The sequence below is a fragment of the Streptomyces sp. NPDC086549 genome (assembly GCF_044746205.1).
Classification (GTDB): Bacteria; Actinomycetota; Actinomycetes; order Streptomycetales; family Streptomycetaceae; genus Streptomyces.
The window spans coordinates 636,567-651,667 of the sequence record NZ_JBIVBS010000004.1; the positions used below are offsets into that span (position 1 = coordinate 636,567).

General features: G+C 70.5%; 11 protein-coding genes. 4 read left to right on the forward strand and 7 right to left on the reverse strand.

The annotated features are described in order from the left end of the window. Window positions 1–104 precede the first annotated feature (104 nt). Window positions 105–662: an acyl-CoA thioesterase gene (locus ACIPSA_RS17800; RefSeq protein WP_402635316.1), complete on the forward strand. Its 558-nt coding sequence runs from the start codon at window positions 105–107 to the stop codon at window positions 660–662. Window positions 663–701: 39 nt separating this feature from the next. On the opposite strand, the gene ACIPSA_RS17805 is transcribed toward ACIPSA_RS17800, so the two are convergent. Continuing rightward, window positions 702–2,195 (reverse strand): LCP family protein, encoded by a 1,494-nt coding sequence (locus ACIPSA_RS17805; protein WP_402635319.1) that lies wholly within the window; start codon window positions 2,193–2,195, stop codon window positions 702–704. A 138-nt stretch (window positions 2,196–2,333) separates the two neighbouring features. Between ACIPSA_RS17805 and ACIPSA_RS17810 the strand changes: the two genes are divergently transcribed. Beyond that, window positions 2,334–3,389: a glycosyltransferase family 2 protein gene (locus tag ACIPSA_RS17810; RefSeq protein WP_402635322.1), complete on the forward strand. Its 1,056-nt coding sequence runs from the start codon at window positions 2,334–2,336 to the stop codon at window positions 3,387–3,389. An 87-nt stretch (window positions 3,390–3,476) separates the two neighbouring features. On the opposite strand, the gene ACIPSA_RS17815 is transcribed toward ACIPSA_RS17810, so the two are convergent. From ACIPSA_RS17815 to ACIPSA_RS17835, 5 genes are all read right to left on the reverse strand, one after another. After that, window positions 3,477–4,937: an LCP family protein gene (locus ACIPSA_RS17815; RefSeq protein WP_402635476.1), complete on the reverse strand. Its 1,461-nt coding sequence runs from the start codon at window positions 4,935–4,937 to the stop codon at window positions 3,477–3,479. A 342-nt stretch (window positions 4,938–5,279) separates the two neighbouring features. Next, the gene (locus ACIPSA_RS17820; protein WP_402635325.1) at window positions 5,280–6,872 is read right to left on the reverse strand and encodes an LCP family protein; all 1,593 of its coding nucleotides are present in this window, start codon (window positions 6,870–6,872) and stop codon (window positions 5,280–5,282) included. 129 nt (window positions 6,873–7,001) lie between these two features. Next, the gene (locus tag ACIPSA_RS17825) at window positions 7,002–8,768 is read right to left on the reverse strand and encodes an LCP family protein (RefSeq protein WP_402635328.1); all 1,767 of its coding nucleotides are present in this window, start codon (window positions 8,766–8,768) and stop codon (window positions 7,002–7,004) included. Between the two features lie 233 nt (window positions 8,769–9,001). Next, window positions 9,002–10,183, reverse strand: a complete 1,182-nt coding sequence (locus tag ACIPSA_RS17830; RefSeq protein WP_402635331.1) for an LCP family protein — start codon at window positions 10,181–10,183, stop codon at window positions 9,002–9,004. Between the two features lie 104 nt (window positions 10,184–10,287). Continuing rightward, window positions 10,288–11,043 (reverse strand): TIGR03089 family protein, encoded by a 756-nt coding sequence (locus ACIPSA_RS17835; protein WP_402635334.1) that lies wholly within the window; start codon window positions 11,041–11,043, stop codon window positions 10,288–10,290. 129 nt (window positions 11,044–11,172) lie between these two features. Between ACIPSA_RS17835 and ACIPSA_RS17840 the strand changes: the two genes are divergently transcribed. Together ACIPSA_RS17840 and ACIPSA_RS17845 are read left to right on the forward strand one after the other, a co-directional pair. Then, window positions 11,173–12,600: an N-acetylmuramoyl-L-alanine amidase gene (locus tag ACIPSA_RS17840; RefSeq protein WP_402635337.1), complete on the forward strand. Its 1,428-nt coding sequence runs from the start codon at window positions 11,173–11,175 to the stop codon at window positions 12,598–12,600. A gap of 167 nt (window positions 12,601–12,767) precedes the next feature. Next, window positions 12,768–13,850: a sugar phosphate nucleotidyltransferase gene (locus ACIPSA_RS17845; RefSeq protein ID WP_402635340.1), complete on the forward strand. Its 1,083-nt coding sequence runs from the start codon at window positions 12,768–12,770 to the stop codon at window positions 13,848–13,850. A 181-nt stretch (window positions 13,851–14,031) separates the two neighbouring features. On the opposite strand, the gene ACIPSA_RS17850 is transcribed toward ACIPSA_RS17845, so the two are convergent. Further along, window positions 14,032–15,042 carry a DNA-3-methyladenine glycosylase family protein gene (locus ACIPSA_RS17850; protein WP_402635343.1) on the reverse strand — a complete coding sequence of 337 codons (1,011 nt, stop codon included), beginning with the start codon at window positions 15,040–15,042 and terminating at the stop codon, window positions 14,032–14,034. Window positions 15,043–15,101 lie beyond the last annotated feature (59 nt).

Sequence of the window (15,101 nt, forward strand, 5' to 3'; positions counted from 1 at the left end):
GGGTGCGGCCGTGTCCCTTACAAGGGGCGTTGGGAAATCAGGGCGGCGCTGTTGCGAAGCTGACACAAATTCCGCGAATGTCGCTTCGGCATAAGGTGGGGCTCATGACAGACCAGGCCCCCGCCGCAAAGTCGGGCACAACGGACATACCAGGCAAGCCCACTTCGGCGTCCCGCACCACCCTCAGCCACATCATGACCCACAACGACACCAACCTCCTGGGCACGGTGCACGGCGGCGTGATCATGAAGCTGGTCGACGACGCGGCGGGCGCGGTCGCCGGACGCCACAGCGGAGGCCCCGCCGTCACCGCGTCCATGGACGAGATGGCGTTCCTCGAACCGGTCCGCGTCGGCGATCTGGTCCATGTCAAGGCCCAGGTCAACTGGACCGGCCGGACCTCGATGGAGGTCGGCGTCCGGGTCCTGGCCGAACGCTGGAACGAGTCCACCCCGGCCACTCAGGTCGGCTCCGCGTACCTGGTCTTCGCCGCGGTCGACGCGGACGGCAAGCCCCGCCTGGTCCCGCCGGTCCTCCCGGAGACCGAACGGGACAAGCGCCGCTACCAGGAGGCCGAGATCCGCCGCACCCACCGCCTCGCCCGCCGCCAAGAGATCATGGAACTGCGCGAGAAGCGGGCGGCGGAGGGGTTCGAGGACTGACGAGACCGACGACCAGGACAGGCTCTGGCGGCGAGGCCGTCACGCGCCCCCGGAGCACACCACCTCGTCGCCCCGCACCACCGCGGAGGCGTCCTGGGCCGGGTCGTCCGCCTTCACCTTCCGCACGTCCTTGAAGTCCGCGCCCGCGATCACCTTCAGCATCGCCCCCTGCCCGGGCTTCGCCCGCAGCTCGCTGCCCGGCAGGGCCGCCGCCAGCGACCTGGCCGAGCGGTCCCACCGGGGGTCGTAGACGATCACCGTGCGCCGCACGGAGTGCTTCGCCGAGGTCACCGGATGCCGGGTGGTGGCGAAGCCGGTCGCGGCCAGTGCCGCGTCGACGCGCCTGGCCAGTCCGTCGGTTCCGGTGCCGTTCTCCACCTGGACGCGGATCTGCTGCGGGGCCACCCCCACCGGTACGGCCCGGCTGCCGCCGCGCGGCGGACGGTTCACCGTGAGCGGCTTGTCGTCGCGCAGCGACTGGAACAGCTTCTCCGCCCCGGCCCGGTCCCACTGCAGCGTCGAGCCGATGCCCGGCACGAGGTATCCCATCCGGCCGATCGGGACCGTCGTGAACTCGGAGGAGGAAGGGGAGAAGTGCCGCATCGCGCGGCCCAGGTCCAGCAACTCGTCCGTGCCGAAGCCCTCGTCCGCCCGCACCGAGCCCAGCACGGCCCGCGTCACGTCACGGAACCTCAGCGGGTTCAGCAGCACCCCGGAAGAGGTCGCCCGGTCGATCAGCGCCGCGAGGAAACGCTGCTGCCGCTTCATCCGGCCCAGATCGCTCGCCCCGTCGACGTGCCGGGAGCGGACGTACTGCAGGGCCTCCCCGCCCATCAGGGTGTGGGTGCCGGCCGGGAGGTCGAGGCCGGTGTACGAGTCCTTCAGCGGCTCCGGCGTGCAGATCCGGACCCCGCCGAGCACATCCACGGTCTTCATGAAAGAGGTGAAGTCGACCTCCAGATAGTGGTCGATCTTCACATGCGTCATGTTCTCGACCGTGCGCACGGTCAGCTGCGGCCCGCCCTCCGCATACGCCGCGTTGATCCTGATGGGATGCGGTCCGTGGTGCTCGCCGGTCGTCTCGTCGACATGCTCGGGCAGCTGGGCGTACGAGTCGCGCGGCAGGCTCACCACGCTCGCCCGCTCCCGGTCCTCCGAGACGTGCACGATCATGATCGTGTCGGTGCAGTGGCAGGGCGCCCCGCCGAGCCGGTACTTTCGCCGCTCCAGCTCCGTGATCCTGTCGCGCCCGTCGGTGCCGACGAGCAGGACGTTCATTCCGTGGCCCCCCTGCGGCCGGTTCTTCATGTCCTTGAACGGGTCGACCCGGGCGATGCCCGAGTCGAGGCTGGTGACCACCGCGTGTCCGATCCCGGCGGAGGCGAGCACCACCACGGACAGGGTGGTCACCGCCCGCATGGCCCAGCGCGGCCGCTTCCGCCGTCTGGGCCGCGCCTGCGCACGCGGCGGCTGGGGCGACGGTCGCGGGCGGCGCTGCGGCCGTGCCGGGGAGCGTGGCGGCGTGGCGGGCATGAGGAAACCTCCGCGGGGCTCTGGACCCGGGGCCGTACGTGGGATCGTGAGCACCGTAGGCCCGTACGATCTCCGGCCCGCGGCAGCGGACCGGTGGCGCGCACCGGTGTCGCCCGTTCGCGGTAACGTGAGCCCCCTATGAACGCCATGCCCGACGTGCGGCTCCCCGCCGTTTCTGTGATCATGCCCGTCCTCAACGAGGAGCGGCATCTGCGCGGGGCCGTCCAAGCGATCCTCGCGCAGGAGTACGCCGGCGAGATGGAGGTCGTGATCGCCCTCGGTCCGTCCACGGACCGCACGGACGAGATCGCGGCCGAGCTCGTTCGCGAAACTGCGCCTAATAAAAACAAGCGCGTGCACACCGTCCCGAATCCGACCGGCCGCACGCCGGCCGCGCTCAACGCCGCGATCAAGGCCTCCCGCCATCCGGTCGTGGTGCGCGTCGACGGCCACGGCATGCTCTCGCCGAACTACATCGCCACCGCCGTCCGGCTCCTGGAGGAGACCGGCGCGCAGAACGTCGGCGGCATCATGCACGCCGAGGGCGAGAACGACTGGGAGCACGCGGTCGCGGCCGCGATGACCTCGAAGATCGGCGTCGGGAACGCGGCCTTCCACACGGGAGGCGAGGCCGGTCCCGCCGAGACCGTCTACCTCGGTGTCTTCCGGCGCGAGGCCCTTGAGCGGCAGGGCGGCTACAACGAGGAGTTCATCCGCGCCCAGGACTGGGAGCTGAACTTCCGCATCCGCGAGGCCGGCGGGCTGATCTGGTTCTCGCCGGAGCTGAAGGTGTCGTACCGTCCGCGGCCCAGCGTGAAGGCGCTCGCCAAGCAGTACAAGGACTACGGCCGCTGGCGGCACGTCGTCGCGCGCTACCACGAGGGCTCCATCAATCTGCGCTACCTCGCCCCGCCGGCCGCGGTGTGCGCCATCGCCGCGGGCATCGTGATCGGCGCGGCCCTGACCCCGCTGGGCTTCGCGATCCCCGGCGGCTATCTCGCGGCGATCGTCGCCGGGTCGGTCCCGGCCGGCAAGGGGCTGCCGTCGAAGGCCCGGCTGCAGATCCCCGTCGCCCTCGCCACCATGCACATGTCGTGGGGCTGGGGCTTCCTGACCAGCCCGAAGTCGCTGGCCAGGAAGGTCATCGCATCCCGCCGCCCGGCGGTGCTCAGCGCCGAACGAGCTGCGGACTGAGCAGCGCACCGAGCACCGCGCCGAGCAGCGGATCGAGCACCGCACCGAGCACCGTGCCGAGCCTCACCGGACGGCCACCGGCCCGGACTACGACCAGGTGTAGTCCGGGTCGACGTGCATACAGGCCTTGGTGTCCGCGCCGTTGAGGGCGCTGGCCGACTCCGGCGTCTTGTCGTCGTCCTGTGCGGCGGTGTACTTGGTGCCCGAGCGCCAGTCGGCGCCCACCACCAGCGTGACCCCGGACACATCCGTCGACTTCTTCACCTGGCTCGTCGGGATGCCCAGCGCCTTGGCGACCCGCTGCGCGTCCCCCTCCAGGTCCGCGCTCGGGTAACGGACGACCGTCCGCTCCTCGCCGAGCAGCGTGGAGGTGTCCGCGACCGCCTTGTCGAAGCCCTTGCCGACGAGCAGCCGGGCGATCGTGCCCGCCCGGCCGGTGACCGCCGTCCCGCCGCCGCTCTTCGTGCCGTTCTGCACCTGCACCGCGATCTCGTCGTCCGCCGCCGCCGGATCCGTGGACGTCTTGGGCTTGCTGGTCTTCTTCTTGTCCTTGCCGTCCAGCGCGATGTCCTCGCGCACCAGCCGGAACAGCTTCGCCGCGTCGGTGGGCTTGGGCAGCACCCGGTTGCCGTCCGAGGAGTACACCCACGGCATCGTCGTCATGGTGATGCGCTTGGTGGGGACCTTCTTCAGCTCCGTGCTCAGGTCGTAGAGCTTGGCCACGGTCCCGAGGCCGTTGTCCACCGTCAGCGCCTTGGTGGCCGTCTCGGCGAGGCCGCGCAGCTTGCCCGGGTTGCTGAGGGTGGCGTTGGTTCGCAACTGGCGGACCATCGAGTTCATGTACATGTGCTGGGCCTTGGTACGGGCGATGTCGCTGCCGTCCTCGAAGCCGTAGCGCGTACGCAGCCACTGCAGGGCCTGCTTGCCCTTGATGGAGGTGGTGCCCTTCTTCAGCTTCAGACCCGAGCCGTGGCCGGTGGAGGTGTGCGAGTAGATGTTGGCGTCCACGCACACCGGGACGCCGCCGATGGCGTCCGCCATCGACACCACGCCCGAGAAGTCGACCATCATGAAGTGGTCGATGTGGATGTCGGTCAGCTTCTCCCAGGTCGCCACCGTGCAGCCGGGGCCGCCACGGCCCAGGGAGTCGTTCGTCATGGCCAGTGAGGTGCTCGCCGCGTACACCTTGCCGGTGTCGGGGTCCGTGCACTTGGGGATCTGCAGCAGCGTGTCGCGCGGCATGCTGACCACCGACATGTTGGAGCGGTCCGCCGAGAGGTGGAGCAGCATCTGGACGTCGGCGCGGGGCGCGGTGTTGAAGGTGTCCTTGGCGCCGCCGAGTTTCTGGTCCGCGGCGGTGTTCCGTCCGTCGGAGCCGATGAGCAGGATGTTCAGCGGGGTCTGGCCCGCCGCGTTCGCCTTCGGCTTGGCCGCCCGGTCCTTGGCGTCACCGTTGTTGAGGGCGTCCGTCTTTATGTTGGCGTTGAGGTGCTGGTAGTAGAGGTATCCGGCGCAGGCCGTACCGAGTATCGCCACCGTCAGGACCATCGCCGACCAGCGCAGGACCCGCCGTCCGCGCCGCTTGCCGTCGCCGGTCCCGGCTCTGCCTCTGGACCGCCCGTCGCCCAGCCAACTCTCGCCGTCCGGTACGTCATGGCCCTGCTGCCCGAGGGACATCGTGTCCTCGACCGGGGGAACCTCCCCCCGCACACTGCTCCGCACCACTGCCTGCCTCCCGCCCACGCCATCCACCGGTGCCCGGCTACCGGGCCTGGGCACGCCCGCATTGTTCTGCAGACATGTATGAGTCACCTGTGCGCCCGAAAGTTCGCGGTGCCGGCGTCCCGCGGTGCGCGTGGACGCCGGCACCGGGTGCCCGCTACGCGGGTGCTACCACTGGTAGACCTTGTAGACGTCCATGCACTGCGTCTTGTCCGAGCCGTTGATGGCGTCGGAGTTGCTGGGCAGGTCGCCGGCCTTCGGCGCGGACTCCTTCGGGTACGACGTCCCCGTCCGCCAGTCGGCGCCGACGACGACGGTGACGCCCGACACGGCGGTCGACTTCTTCACCGAACTCATCGGGATGCCCAGCGCCTTGGCCACGGCCTGGGCGTCGCCCTCCAGATCCGCGCTCGGGTACTGCACGACCGTCCGGTCCTCGGACAGCGCCGCTGTCGTGTCCGCCGCGGCCCTGGTGAAGCCCTTGCCCGCGAGCACCTGGGTGATCGCGCTCGCCCGCTGGCTGACCGGCAGCTGGCTGGAGGTCCGGGTGGCGTTCTGCACCTGCACGCCGAGCCGGGCCGGGGCGACCGAGGGAGCCTTGGTGGGCGTGCTCGTGGTGGTCTTCTTCTTCGCGCCGGACGCCTTGCCGTTCTTGTCGAGCGGCACGTCGTCGCGGAGCATCTGCCACAGCTTCTCGGCGTTGGCGCCGTCCGGCACGACGTGTTCGGTGTTCCGCGGGTCCGTGACGTTCGGCATCGTCACCGAGGTGATGCGGTCCGTCGGCACCGACTTGAGCTCCATGGCCAGGTCGTACAGCTTCTTGACCGTGCCGATCTCCTCGGAGACCTGAAGGGACTTCGTGGCGGCCTCGGCCAGATCCGTCAGCCGCCCGGTGTCGGTGAAGACGTTCTGCTGCTTCAGCGTGCGGATCATCGAGTTCAGGTACATGTGCTGGGCCCGGGCCCGCATCAGGTCGCTGCCCCAGGCGTGCCGGGTGCGCAGCCACTGCAGGGCCTGCTTGCCCTTGACCTTGTGCGTGCCCGCCGTCAGCTTCAGGCCGGAGCCTCCGGGCACCGCGGCCGTCGGGTGGTCCGACACGTTCTGCTTCACGCAGACGTCGACGCCGCCGATGGCGTCGGCCATCCTCACCACACCGGCGAAGTCGATCGTCATCCAGTGGTCGATGTAGACGCCGGTGAGGTTCTGCCAGGTGGCCAGCGTGCAGCCGGCACCGCCGCGGGCCAGCGACTCGTTGATGATGGTGTTGGTCGCCCCGTACTTCTTGCCGGTGTCGGGGTTCGTGCACTTGGGGATGTCGACCCGGGTGTCACGCGGAATGCTGACCATCGCGGCGCTCTTGCGGTCCGCCGACAGATGGATGAGCATCTGCACGTCGCCGAGCGGCGGGTTGCCCCGGCTGTCCTTGCTGCCGCCGAGCTTCACGTTCGCGTCGGAGTTACGGCTGTCGGAGCCGATCAGCAGGATGTTCAGCGGCGTCTGGCCGGCCGCGTTCGGCGCGGTCTTCTGCGCCTTGGAGTCGCCGATGTCGCGCCGGCCCTTGCGGATGTTGTCGTTGAGATGCTGGTAATACAGGTATCCGGCGCCGGCCGTCCCGAGTATCACCACCGCCAGCACGGTCGCCGACCAGCGCAACGCGCGCCGTCTGCGCCGCGGCTGCCCGTCCTGCGGGCCACCTCTGCGCCGTCCGCCGCCCTGCCTGCCGCTGCCGTCCGCGCCCGGTTCCTGCGGTGTGAGCGACATGGTGTCCTCCACCGCGGGAACCTCCCCCCGCACACTGCTCCGCGCCAATTTCCTGCCCTCCCCACCCTGCGCCTGCACAACGGGCCCCGCCCGCGTCCGGTTAGACGCACGAGGGGCCCGTAGGGTTACCTACTTGGCGCATGTCACCTTGTCTGCCGTGGACTTATCAACATCCGGCGCCTTTGTCGGAGTGGTGAGGGACACCCCCGCACCCTTGAAGTCCTTGCCCAGGGTCAGCGTCATCGCCGGCAGCCCCTGGGAGTTGATCACGCTCTTGCCGGGCTTCATCGCGGATCCGGACAGCCCCATGATGGCGGCCAGCCTGCGCGCCTGCGCCGCCTGGTCGGGAGCGTACTCGAGCGTGGTCTTGCTCAGCTCCGCCGGAGCGTTGCCCGCGTTCTCCGACTTGGCCACGCCCGCGTCGTTCTGCAGCCACTGGAGCGTCTCCTGCGCGCTGCCGGCCACCGCCCCGCCGTTGAGGATCCGCACCCGCACCTCGGAGGCGGCGGACTTGGTGCCCTTCAGAAGGGCGGCCTGTGCGTCCTTGGCGGCCTTCTGCTTCTTCTTCACGTCACTGAAGGAGACGTCGCCCTTGATCGCCTGGAAGACCGCGGGAGCCTTCGCCTCGTTGAGGACGACGGTCACCTTGACCTTCTCGGCCGGGTTGTCCAGGACGGGCACGGTCGTGAAGGTCAGGTTCTTCGGATTGAGCTTGCCCAGCTCCAGACCGAGGTCCTTCAGCTTGCCGATGCTGTCCAGCTGGGAGTCGACGGTCAGTGCCTTGGTGCCGGTCTCGGCGAGCTTCAGCATCTTCGTCGGGCTGCTGAGTGTCGAGTTGGAGCTGAGCTTGCGCATCAGCGCGCTGAGGAACTGCTGCTGCAGCCCGATCCGGCTCAGGTCACCGCCGAAGCCGACGGCGTGCCGGGTCCGTACGAAGGCCAGCGCCTGCTCACCCGAGATGTTGTGGGTGCCCTTCGACAGCTTCAGGTGCGAGTCCGGGTCGTCGATGTTCTTGCCCAGGCAGACCTCGACCCCGCCGACCGCCTCGGTCAGCGTCTTGACCGCGTTGAAGTCGGCGACCATGAAGTTGTCCGGCCTGATCCCGGTCAGCGCCGTCACCGTGCGCACGGTGCAGCTGGGCGTCCGCCCGTCCTGCCCGAGGCTGGTGTTGAAGCGGACGTTGTCCGTGCCCGGGATGACCTTCTCGGAGCCGTCGGCCTGCTTCGTCGGGCAGTCCGGGATGTTCACGATCAGGTCGCGCGGGATGCTCAGCGCGGTGGCGTTCGACCGGTCCTTGGACAGGTGCAGCAGGATGTTGGTGTCGGCGTGCCCGACGCTGCCCGCATCGCCGTAGCCCTCGTTGCCCTTGCCGGTGCGCTTGTCGGTGCCGATCAGCAGGATGTTGATCGCCTTGTCCTTGCTGAAGCCACCGGTGCTCGCGCCGTCGTCGGAGACGGACGTGATGTTGTCGTTGAGGTGCTGGATGTAGAGGTAGGCGGCGGCCGAGACGGCCACCAGGATGAAGGCCATCGACCCGCCGGTCCACAGCAGTATCTTCTTCGCCTTCGACTTCTTCTTCACCGGCCGCCTGTTGCGCCGGCCCGGCAGCGGCTCAGGCTCGCCCCGGCGCCTGCGCGGAGACGGAATGTCCCGGCTCGCGGTCTCGGGCTCCTCACGCCTCGGCGCGGTCGCGCGGTCGCGCGGCGCACCACTGCGGGCGTCGGCGCCACCGCGACTGCCACCGCCGGCACGGGGGCCGGATCTCCGGGGTCGCGGAACCGACGATTGCGGTGCGGAAGGAGTCAGTCGCAGTTCGTATTCGCCGGTGCTCGGATTGAGTACCCACTGGTCTGCGGGATCGATGTTTTCCGCCCGCCCACGTCCTTGCGCGTCCACGGTTGTCCGAATCCTCCGTTGGGGCCACGCGGCGCCTTTCCCCCCACGAGGCGCTCGGGTCTCGGTCACTCAGTGCACGACTCCAGGACGGACATCGCGGCGTGGTGCACCGGGTCGCTCACACTATCCGCCCTGTTCAGGGTTGAGTGACGGCGGTGACAAATTCCACGTCCCTACAACCGGGCAATCCGGCTCATTCCCCTGAACAAAAGTTCGCCTCCTTGGCGCATGCTTTACCCGCAGGTGTTCTCGGCGGCCGTGCTCCCGCGAAATGTGGGTGCGGGGGAGGCGTTCGAATCGCCACTCTTCGTAGCCGAATCCGGGGACACGGAGCCGGCGACCGCCACCGGCTCGTCCGCGCGCAACCTCGCGAACAGCCTCTCGGCCTCGGGCTCCACGAGCTGGTCGCGATTGGAGTCGTAGACATACGACTCCCGTGGCACGGTCAGGAAGCGCACATGTTCGGTGGGGATGTCCCGCAGACCCCGCACCAGTTGGTACAAACCGCGCAGACTGGCCAGATCCGGGTCGGTGGTGAGGGACGAGGTCGCCGCGTCCAGCACGGGATAGAGCTTCACGGGATTCAGCAGGACGTCATTGCCGCGCACCTTGTTCACGAGCGCCCCGAGGAACCGCTGCTGCCGGTCCATCCGGTCGGTGTCGCTCCCGTCGCCGAGCGACTTGCGGGCCCGCACATAGCCCAGCGCCTGCTCACCGTCGAGCGTGACCTTGCCCGCGGGCAGCTTCAGCTTGGCGGCCTTGTCGTCGATCGGCTTCTTCAGGCACACCTCGACGCCGTCGACGGCGTCGACCATGTCCTTGAACCCGCTGAAGTCGACGACGACGTGGTGGTCGATCCGGATGTTCGTCAGCTTCTCGACGGTCCGGATGGTGCAGGCCGACCCGCCCGCCGCGAAGGCGTAGTTGAACATAGTGAACGCGGGCTCGGTGCGGTGGCCGTCCGCCCCCCGGCAGCCGGGCACCTTCACCATCAGGTCGCGGGGGAGGGACACGACCGTGGCGCTGCGCCGGTCAGCGGCCAGGTGCAGCAGGATCGTGGTGTCGGACCGCTCGGTCCCCAGGTCCTTCCCGTACTTGCGGTTACCGGCCCCCGAGCGGGTGTCGGACCCGATGAGCAGGATGTTCTGCGCGCCGCGCACCAGCGCGGTGGGCCGCTCCCGCTCGTACCGGGCGAGCTCCGCCGCGGCGGCGTCGTCGGCCGTGATGTTGGCGCTGAGCTTCGCGTACACGGCCCAGCTGCCCCCGGCCCCCGCGAGCACCAGGAAGCCCAGCCCCAGGGCGGCACGCCGCGTCCAGCGCCGCCGGTGCCGGCGTATCAGCCCGTCACCGGTGGCGGAGGCACCCGCACCGGGACCGAGGGTGCCCGAGGGGGGCGAACCTGCGCTGTCGGTCACGGGCGGCCACCCCCTCATGACGTACGAGCGTGTCGTCCTGCTCCTACGACCATGGCGCGGAAGGGGCTGCGGGGTCGGCCGGTACTGCTCCGATCGGGTGAACGTCAGTGACGCGAGGCGGTCACCCGTTCGCTCTCGATCCGCTGGGCCAGAGCGTCCTCGCCCAGCCGCCCCAGATGCCGGCACAGCACCACGGACCCCCCGACGGACATCGGTGAGTACAGCCCCGCGCTGAGCCCTTCCCAGGTGTCGTACGACAGCCCGGACAGCAGCCGGGAACCGGGCCCCGTCAGATCCAGCGACGGCGCGTCGGCCCGCGCCCGCTCGACGACCTCGGCCCCCGTGTACTCCGCACCCGCCACGATCAGCGCCGGCTCCTCCGGATCGACCGGCGCGAACGGAGCGAACCGGTCCCCCTGGCCCGGCACCTCCACGGCGTAGTCCATGAAGCCCTCCGGCGGCTGCGGAAAGCGCCCGCCGAGCGGCCGCAGCGCGAGGGCGACCCGCTCCCCGCGACACGCCCGGGCCGCCTCCAGCGAGTCCGGGCCGCTCACGACGACATCGGCCGCCACCGGGTCGCCCGCCACGTCCGCGATCGCGCCCACCGACGAGCATGCCAGCAGCCACACCGCCGTCTGCCAGTGTGCGGGCAGCAGCAGCGCGACCCGGTCGCCGGGCTCGGCGGCGAGGTCGCCCTGGAGCAGGTTCGCCGTCTTGGCCACCCAATTGGCGAAGGTGGCCACGGACAGTTCGACGCGTTCGCCCGTGGCGTCGTCGTAGAAGGTCACCAGTGGGCGTCCGGGATCCGCGGCGAGCGCGGAACGCAGCAGGTCGGCGGGGGTGCGATCGGTGGCGTTCACCCGCGCAAGCGTACGCGGCGCGGGGGTCGGGCACCGGTCGGCGGGGCCACCGGTTCGGAGGAACGGCAGCCGACGGTCCGTCAGTTCCTCAATGGACATGTATGTATGAATATGTCCAAGATCAGGGGCATGCCTGGATTCCTTGCCTCCTCGATCGGTGCCTCCTCGATCGGTGTCACGTGCGCGGCCGCCCTCGCCGTCCCGCTGACCCTGCCCGCGGCCGTCCCGCCCGCGCGAGCGGAGCCGACCTCGGAAAGGGCCACGAGCGCCGCACGCACCGCCGTGCCGGCCGTCCCCGGAAGCACCCGGTCGCTCCCTCTCCGCCCCCTCGGCCCCCTCGCCCGCGACCGCGTCCTCGGTGCGGTTCCCGAGCGGGGGCTGTACCGCCGGGACGTACGCCGTTTCTCCCTGGTCGGTGTCGTCTGGGACGACCCGGACGCCGAACTCCAGGGCCAGGTCCGGGTCCGCACCCGCGCCGCCGGCACCGGCGCCTGGTCCGACTGGCAGGACATCGAGACGCACAACGCCGACGACGGAGCCGACCCCGGCACGGCGGAGCGCGTCTCGGGCCGGGTGCGCGGCGCGACGGCGCCGCTGTGGGTGGGGGACTCGGACGGTGTGCAGGTACGCGTCCGCGCGGCCGCCGGAGCGGACGAGGCCACCGGCGGTCACCGAGACGCCGGCGAACCGCCCCCGCTCCCCTCGGGCCTGCGTCTGGAACTCGTCGACCCCGGCACCGAATCCCCGCCCGCCGACCCCTCTGCCGACCTCGTCCGCGCCGACACCATGGGTGATGCCGACACCATGGGTGATGTCGCCGCCTCCGCCGTCAACACGGACCTGGCTCCCCTCGGAGCCACCGGGATCCCCGCGCTGAACAAGCGGGACACCGAACTCGAACTGCTGGCCCTGCGCGGCGACGAACTGACCCCGGACCAGCGCGCGAAGCCGTACATCGGACCGCGCCCGCGGATCGTGACGCGGCGCGGCTGGGGCGCGGACGAGAGTCTGCGCGAACGGGGTTTCGTCTACACGAAGAAGGTCGAGGCGGCCTTCGTGCACCACAGTGCCTCCAGCAACAAGTACAGCTGCTCGCAGGCCCCGTCCGTCATTCGCGGTATCTACCGCTACCACGTCAAGAGCATGGGCTGGAGGGACATCGGCTACAACTTCCTCGTCGACAAGTGCGGAAACATCTACGAGGGCCGCGCCGGGGGCGTGACGAAGGCCGTCATGGGCGCCCACACCCGCGGTTTCAACACCGACACCATGGGAATCGCGGTCCTCGGCACATTCGACTCGGCCGAGCCGTCCTCCGCCGCGGTGACGGCCATCGCCGGACTCACCGCGTGGAAACTCGGTCTCTATGGGGCCAATCCGCGAGGAAAGACATATCTGAAGTCCGGAGGTGGCAATCTCTACCCAAAGGGGAAGAACGTACGACTGAACGTGATCTCCGGCCATCGGGACGGGTTCGCCACGCAGTGCCCGGGCAAGCGCCTCTACGCCAAGCTCGGCACCGCCCGATCCACCGCGGCGCGCTACCAGGGGCGCTGAGGCCGGGGCGAGAGTTCATCGCCGTCGGGGACATTCGGGGGCGGGGGAAACCGCATGCCGATGTCGCGGGACACCGCGCGGCCATCGAGGGCGCCGTCGCACGGTCTGCATAGACTGGCCGGTCGGAACACAGTTCGGCCGGTCCCGGCAGGAAGCAGAGACGACAGGTGACAGAAGCGATCCTCCTGGTCGGCGGCAAGGGCACCCGGCTCCGCCCGCTCACGGTGCACACTCCCAAGCCCATGGTCCCGGCGGCCGGAGTCCCGTTCCTCACGCACCAGTTGGCGCGGGCGAGAGCGGCGGGCGTCGAGCACATCGTGCTCGCGACCAGCTATCTCGCCGAGGTGTTCGAGCCGTACTTCGGCGACGGCGCCGCGCTGGGCCTCCACATCGAGTACGTCACGGAGGAGGAGCCCCTCGGCACCGGCGGCGCGATCCGCAACGCGGCCGCGCATCTCCACTCGGGCCCCGACGACCCGGTACTGGTCTTCAACGGCGACATCCTCACGGGCCTGGACATCAGGGCGCTGGTGCGCACGCACGAGTCGACCGGCGCGGACGTCTCCCTGCACCTGACGAAGGTGACGGACCCCCGTGCCTACGGTCTGGTCCCCACGGACGAGACCGGCAGGGTCCTCGCCTTCCTGGAGAAGCCGCAGACGCCGGAGGAGATCGTCACCGACCAGATCAACGCGGGGGCGTACGTCTTCCGCCGCTCGGTCATCGACACGATCCCGGCGGGCCGCCCGGTGTCGGTGGAACGGGAGACCTTCCCGGACCTCCTGTCGGCCGGAGCCCACCTGCAGGGACTGGTGGACTCCACCTACTGGCTCGACCTGGGCACCCCCGCCGCCTTCGTCCGCGGCTCGGCGGACCTGGTCCTCGGCCGGGCGCCGTCCCCCGCGGTCCCCGGCCGCTGCGGCGACCGCCTGATCCTGCCGACGGCGAGGGTGGCGCCGGACGCGAAGCTGACGGGCGGCACGGTGGTCGGCGAAGGCGCCTTCGTCGCGGAGGGAGCCCGGGTCTTCGGCAGCACGATCCTGCCCGGCGCCGTCATCGAACCCGGCGCCGTCATCACCGACTCCCTCATCGGCACCCGTGCCCGCGTCGGCGAACGCTCCGTCCTCACCGGCACGGTCATCGGCGACGGCGCGGTCGTCGGCCCCGACAACGAACTCCGCGAGGGCGTACGGGTGTGGTGCGACGCCCGTATCCCGGCGGGAGCGCTCCGCTTCTCGTCCGACCAGTAGGCGTAAGGGCGTAGCTGCGGGCAGTCGTGCCTCCCCCCAGTGCCTTAAGGGCCTGGGGGGACCCCCAGGCGGCACGGGTGTGCGCAGCGGCACCCCGTAAGCGCCGGGCTGCGCGGCCCACCCCCGCCCAGCACCGGCACCGGGCACCCGGCCGACGCCGGTCAGCAGAACAACCGCGCACCTACAACTTGCCGATGTCGCCGCGCGGCATCCGCGGAGCGCGCCGCGCCGGCACCTTCCCGCTCAGCAGAATCAACCGGGCCGCCCGATGCCGCTGTCCCGCGTACGGCTCCAGCAGCTCCAGCATCACGGAGTCGTCCGCATACCGGTCCCCGGCAAGGGCCCACCCCACGATCCCGGGCAGATGCAGGTCCCCCACCGTCACCGCGTCCGGCGCCCCATGACTGCGCTGCACCGTCTCCGCCGACGTCCAGGGACCGATCCCCGGTACGACCTCCAACCGCGCCTGCGCGGCCGAAGGCTCCATCCCGACCGCCTCCTCAAGCCGCGCAGCGACCCGCACGGCCCGCAGAATCGTCGACGCCCGCTTGTTGTCGACCCCGGCGCGATGCCACTCCCAGGACGGAATCAGCGCCCACGTCCGAGGCTCCGGCATCACCCACAGCCGTGAGCCCGCCGCGGGCCCCGGCGCCGGCTCCCCGAACTTCCGCACCAGCAACCGCCACGCCCGATACGCCTCATCGGTCGTGACCTTCTGCTCCAGAATCGACGGAATCAACGACTCCAGCACCAGCCCGGTCCGCATCAGCCTGAGCCCTGGCCGCCGGTGCCGGGCCAGCGCCAGCAGCCGGTGCCGCGGCGCGAACGCGTCGGGATCGTCGGCGGCGCCCAGCAACTCCGGCAACCCGTCCAGCAGCCACTCGGCCCCCGGCCCCCACGCCTCTCCGCGCACCTCACCGCCGTGGACCGCCACCCGAAGCGTCCCCGGCCCGGCGGGCGTACGGCTGGCCCGCCACACGGACCCGTCCGGCATGGCCCGGAACGTCGGGTCGGCGGGTCCGCGCCGCAGCGGCCCGAGCACCAGCCCGAGGTCCAGCGCCCCGTCCGGCACCCATCTGCGCACCCGCCCCGCCGTGCCGGCCTGCCGAGGCATCCCCGCCCCGGCGGGCACGGGGACATGCCCACCGCGCACAGTCGTACGCGTGGGGCGCGGAGCGAAACGTCCTGCCACGAGTGGGATCCCCTGAGATACCTGAGACACCTGAGATGTCGGAGCCGTCCTACGAGAGT

Coding starts and splice junctions, on each gene's coding strand:
- ACIPSA_RS17800 (WP_402635316.1), top strand. CDS start 105: ATGACAGACCAGGCCCCCGCCGCAAAGTCGGGCACAACGGACATACCA.
- ACIPSA_RS17840 (WP_402635337.1), top strand. CDS start 11,173: ATGCCTGGATTCCTTGCCTCCTCGATCGGTGCCTCCTCGATCGGTGTC.
- ACIPSA_RS17820 (WP_402635325.1), bottom strand. CDS start 6,872: ATGTCGCTCACACCGCAGGAACCGGGCGCGGACGGCAGCGGCAGGCAG.
- ACIPSA_RS17810 (WP_402635322.1), top strand. CDS start 2,334: ATGAACGCCATGCCCGACGTGCGGCTCCCCGCCGTTTCTGTGATCATG.
- ACIPSA_RS17805 (WP_402635319.1), bottom strand. CDS start 2,195: ATGCCCGCCACGCCGCCACGCTCCCCGGCACGGCCGCAGCGCCGCCCG.
- ACIPSA_RS17815 (WP_402635476.1), bottom strand. CDS start 4,937: ATGGTCCTGACGGTGGCGATACTCGGTACGGCCTGCGCCGGATACCTC.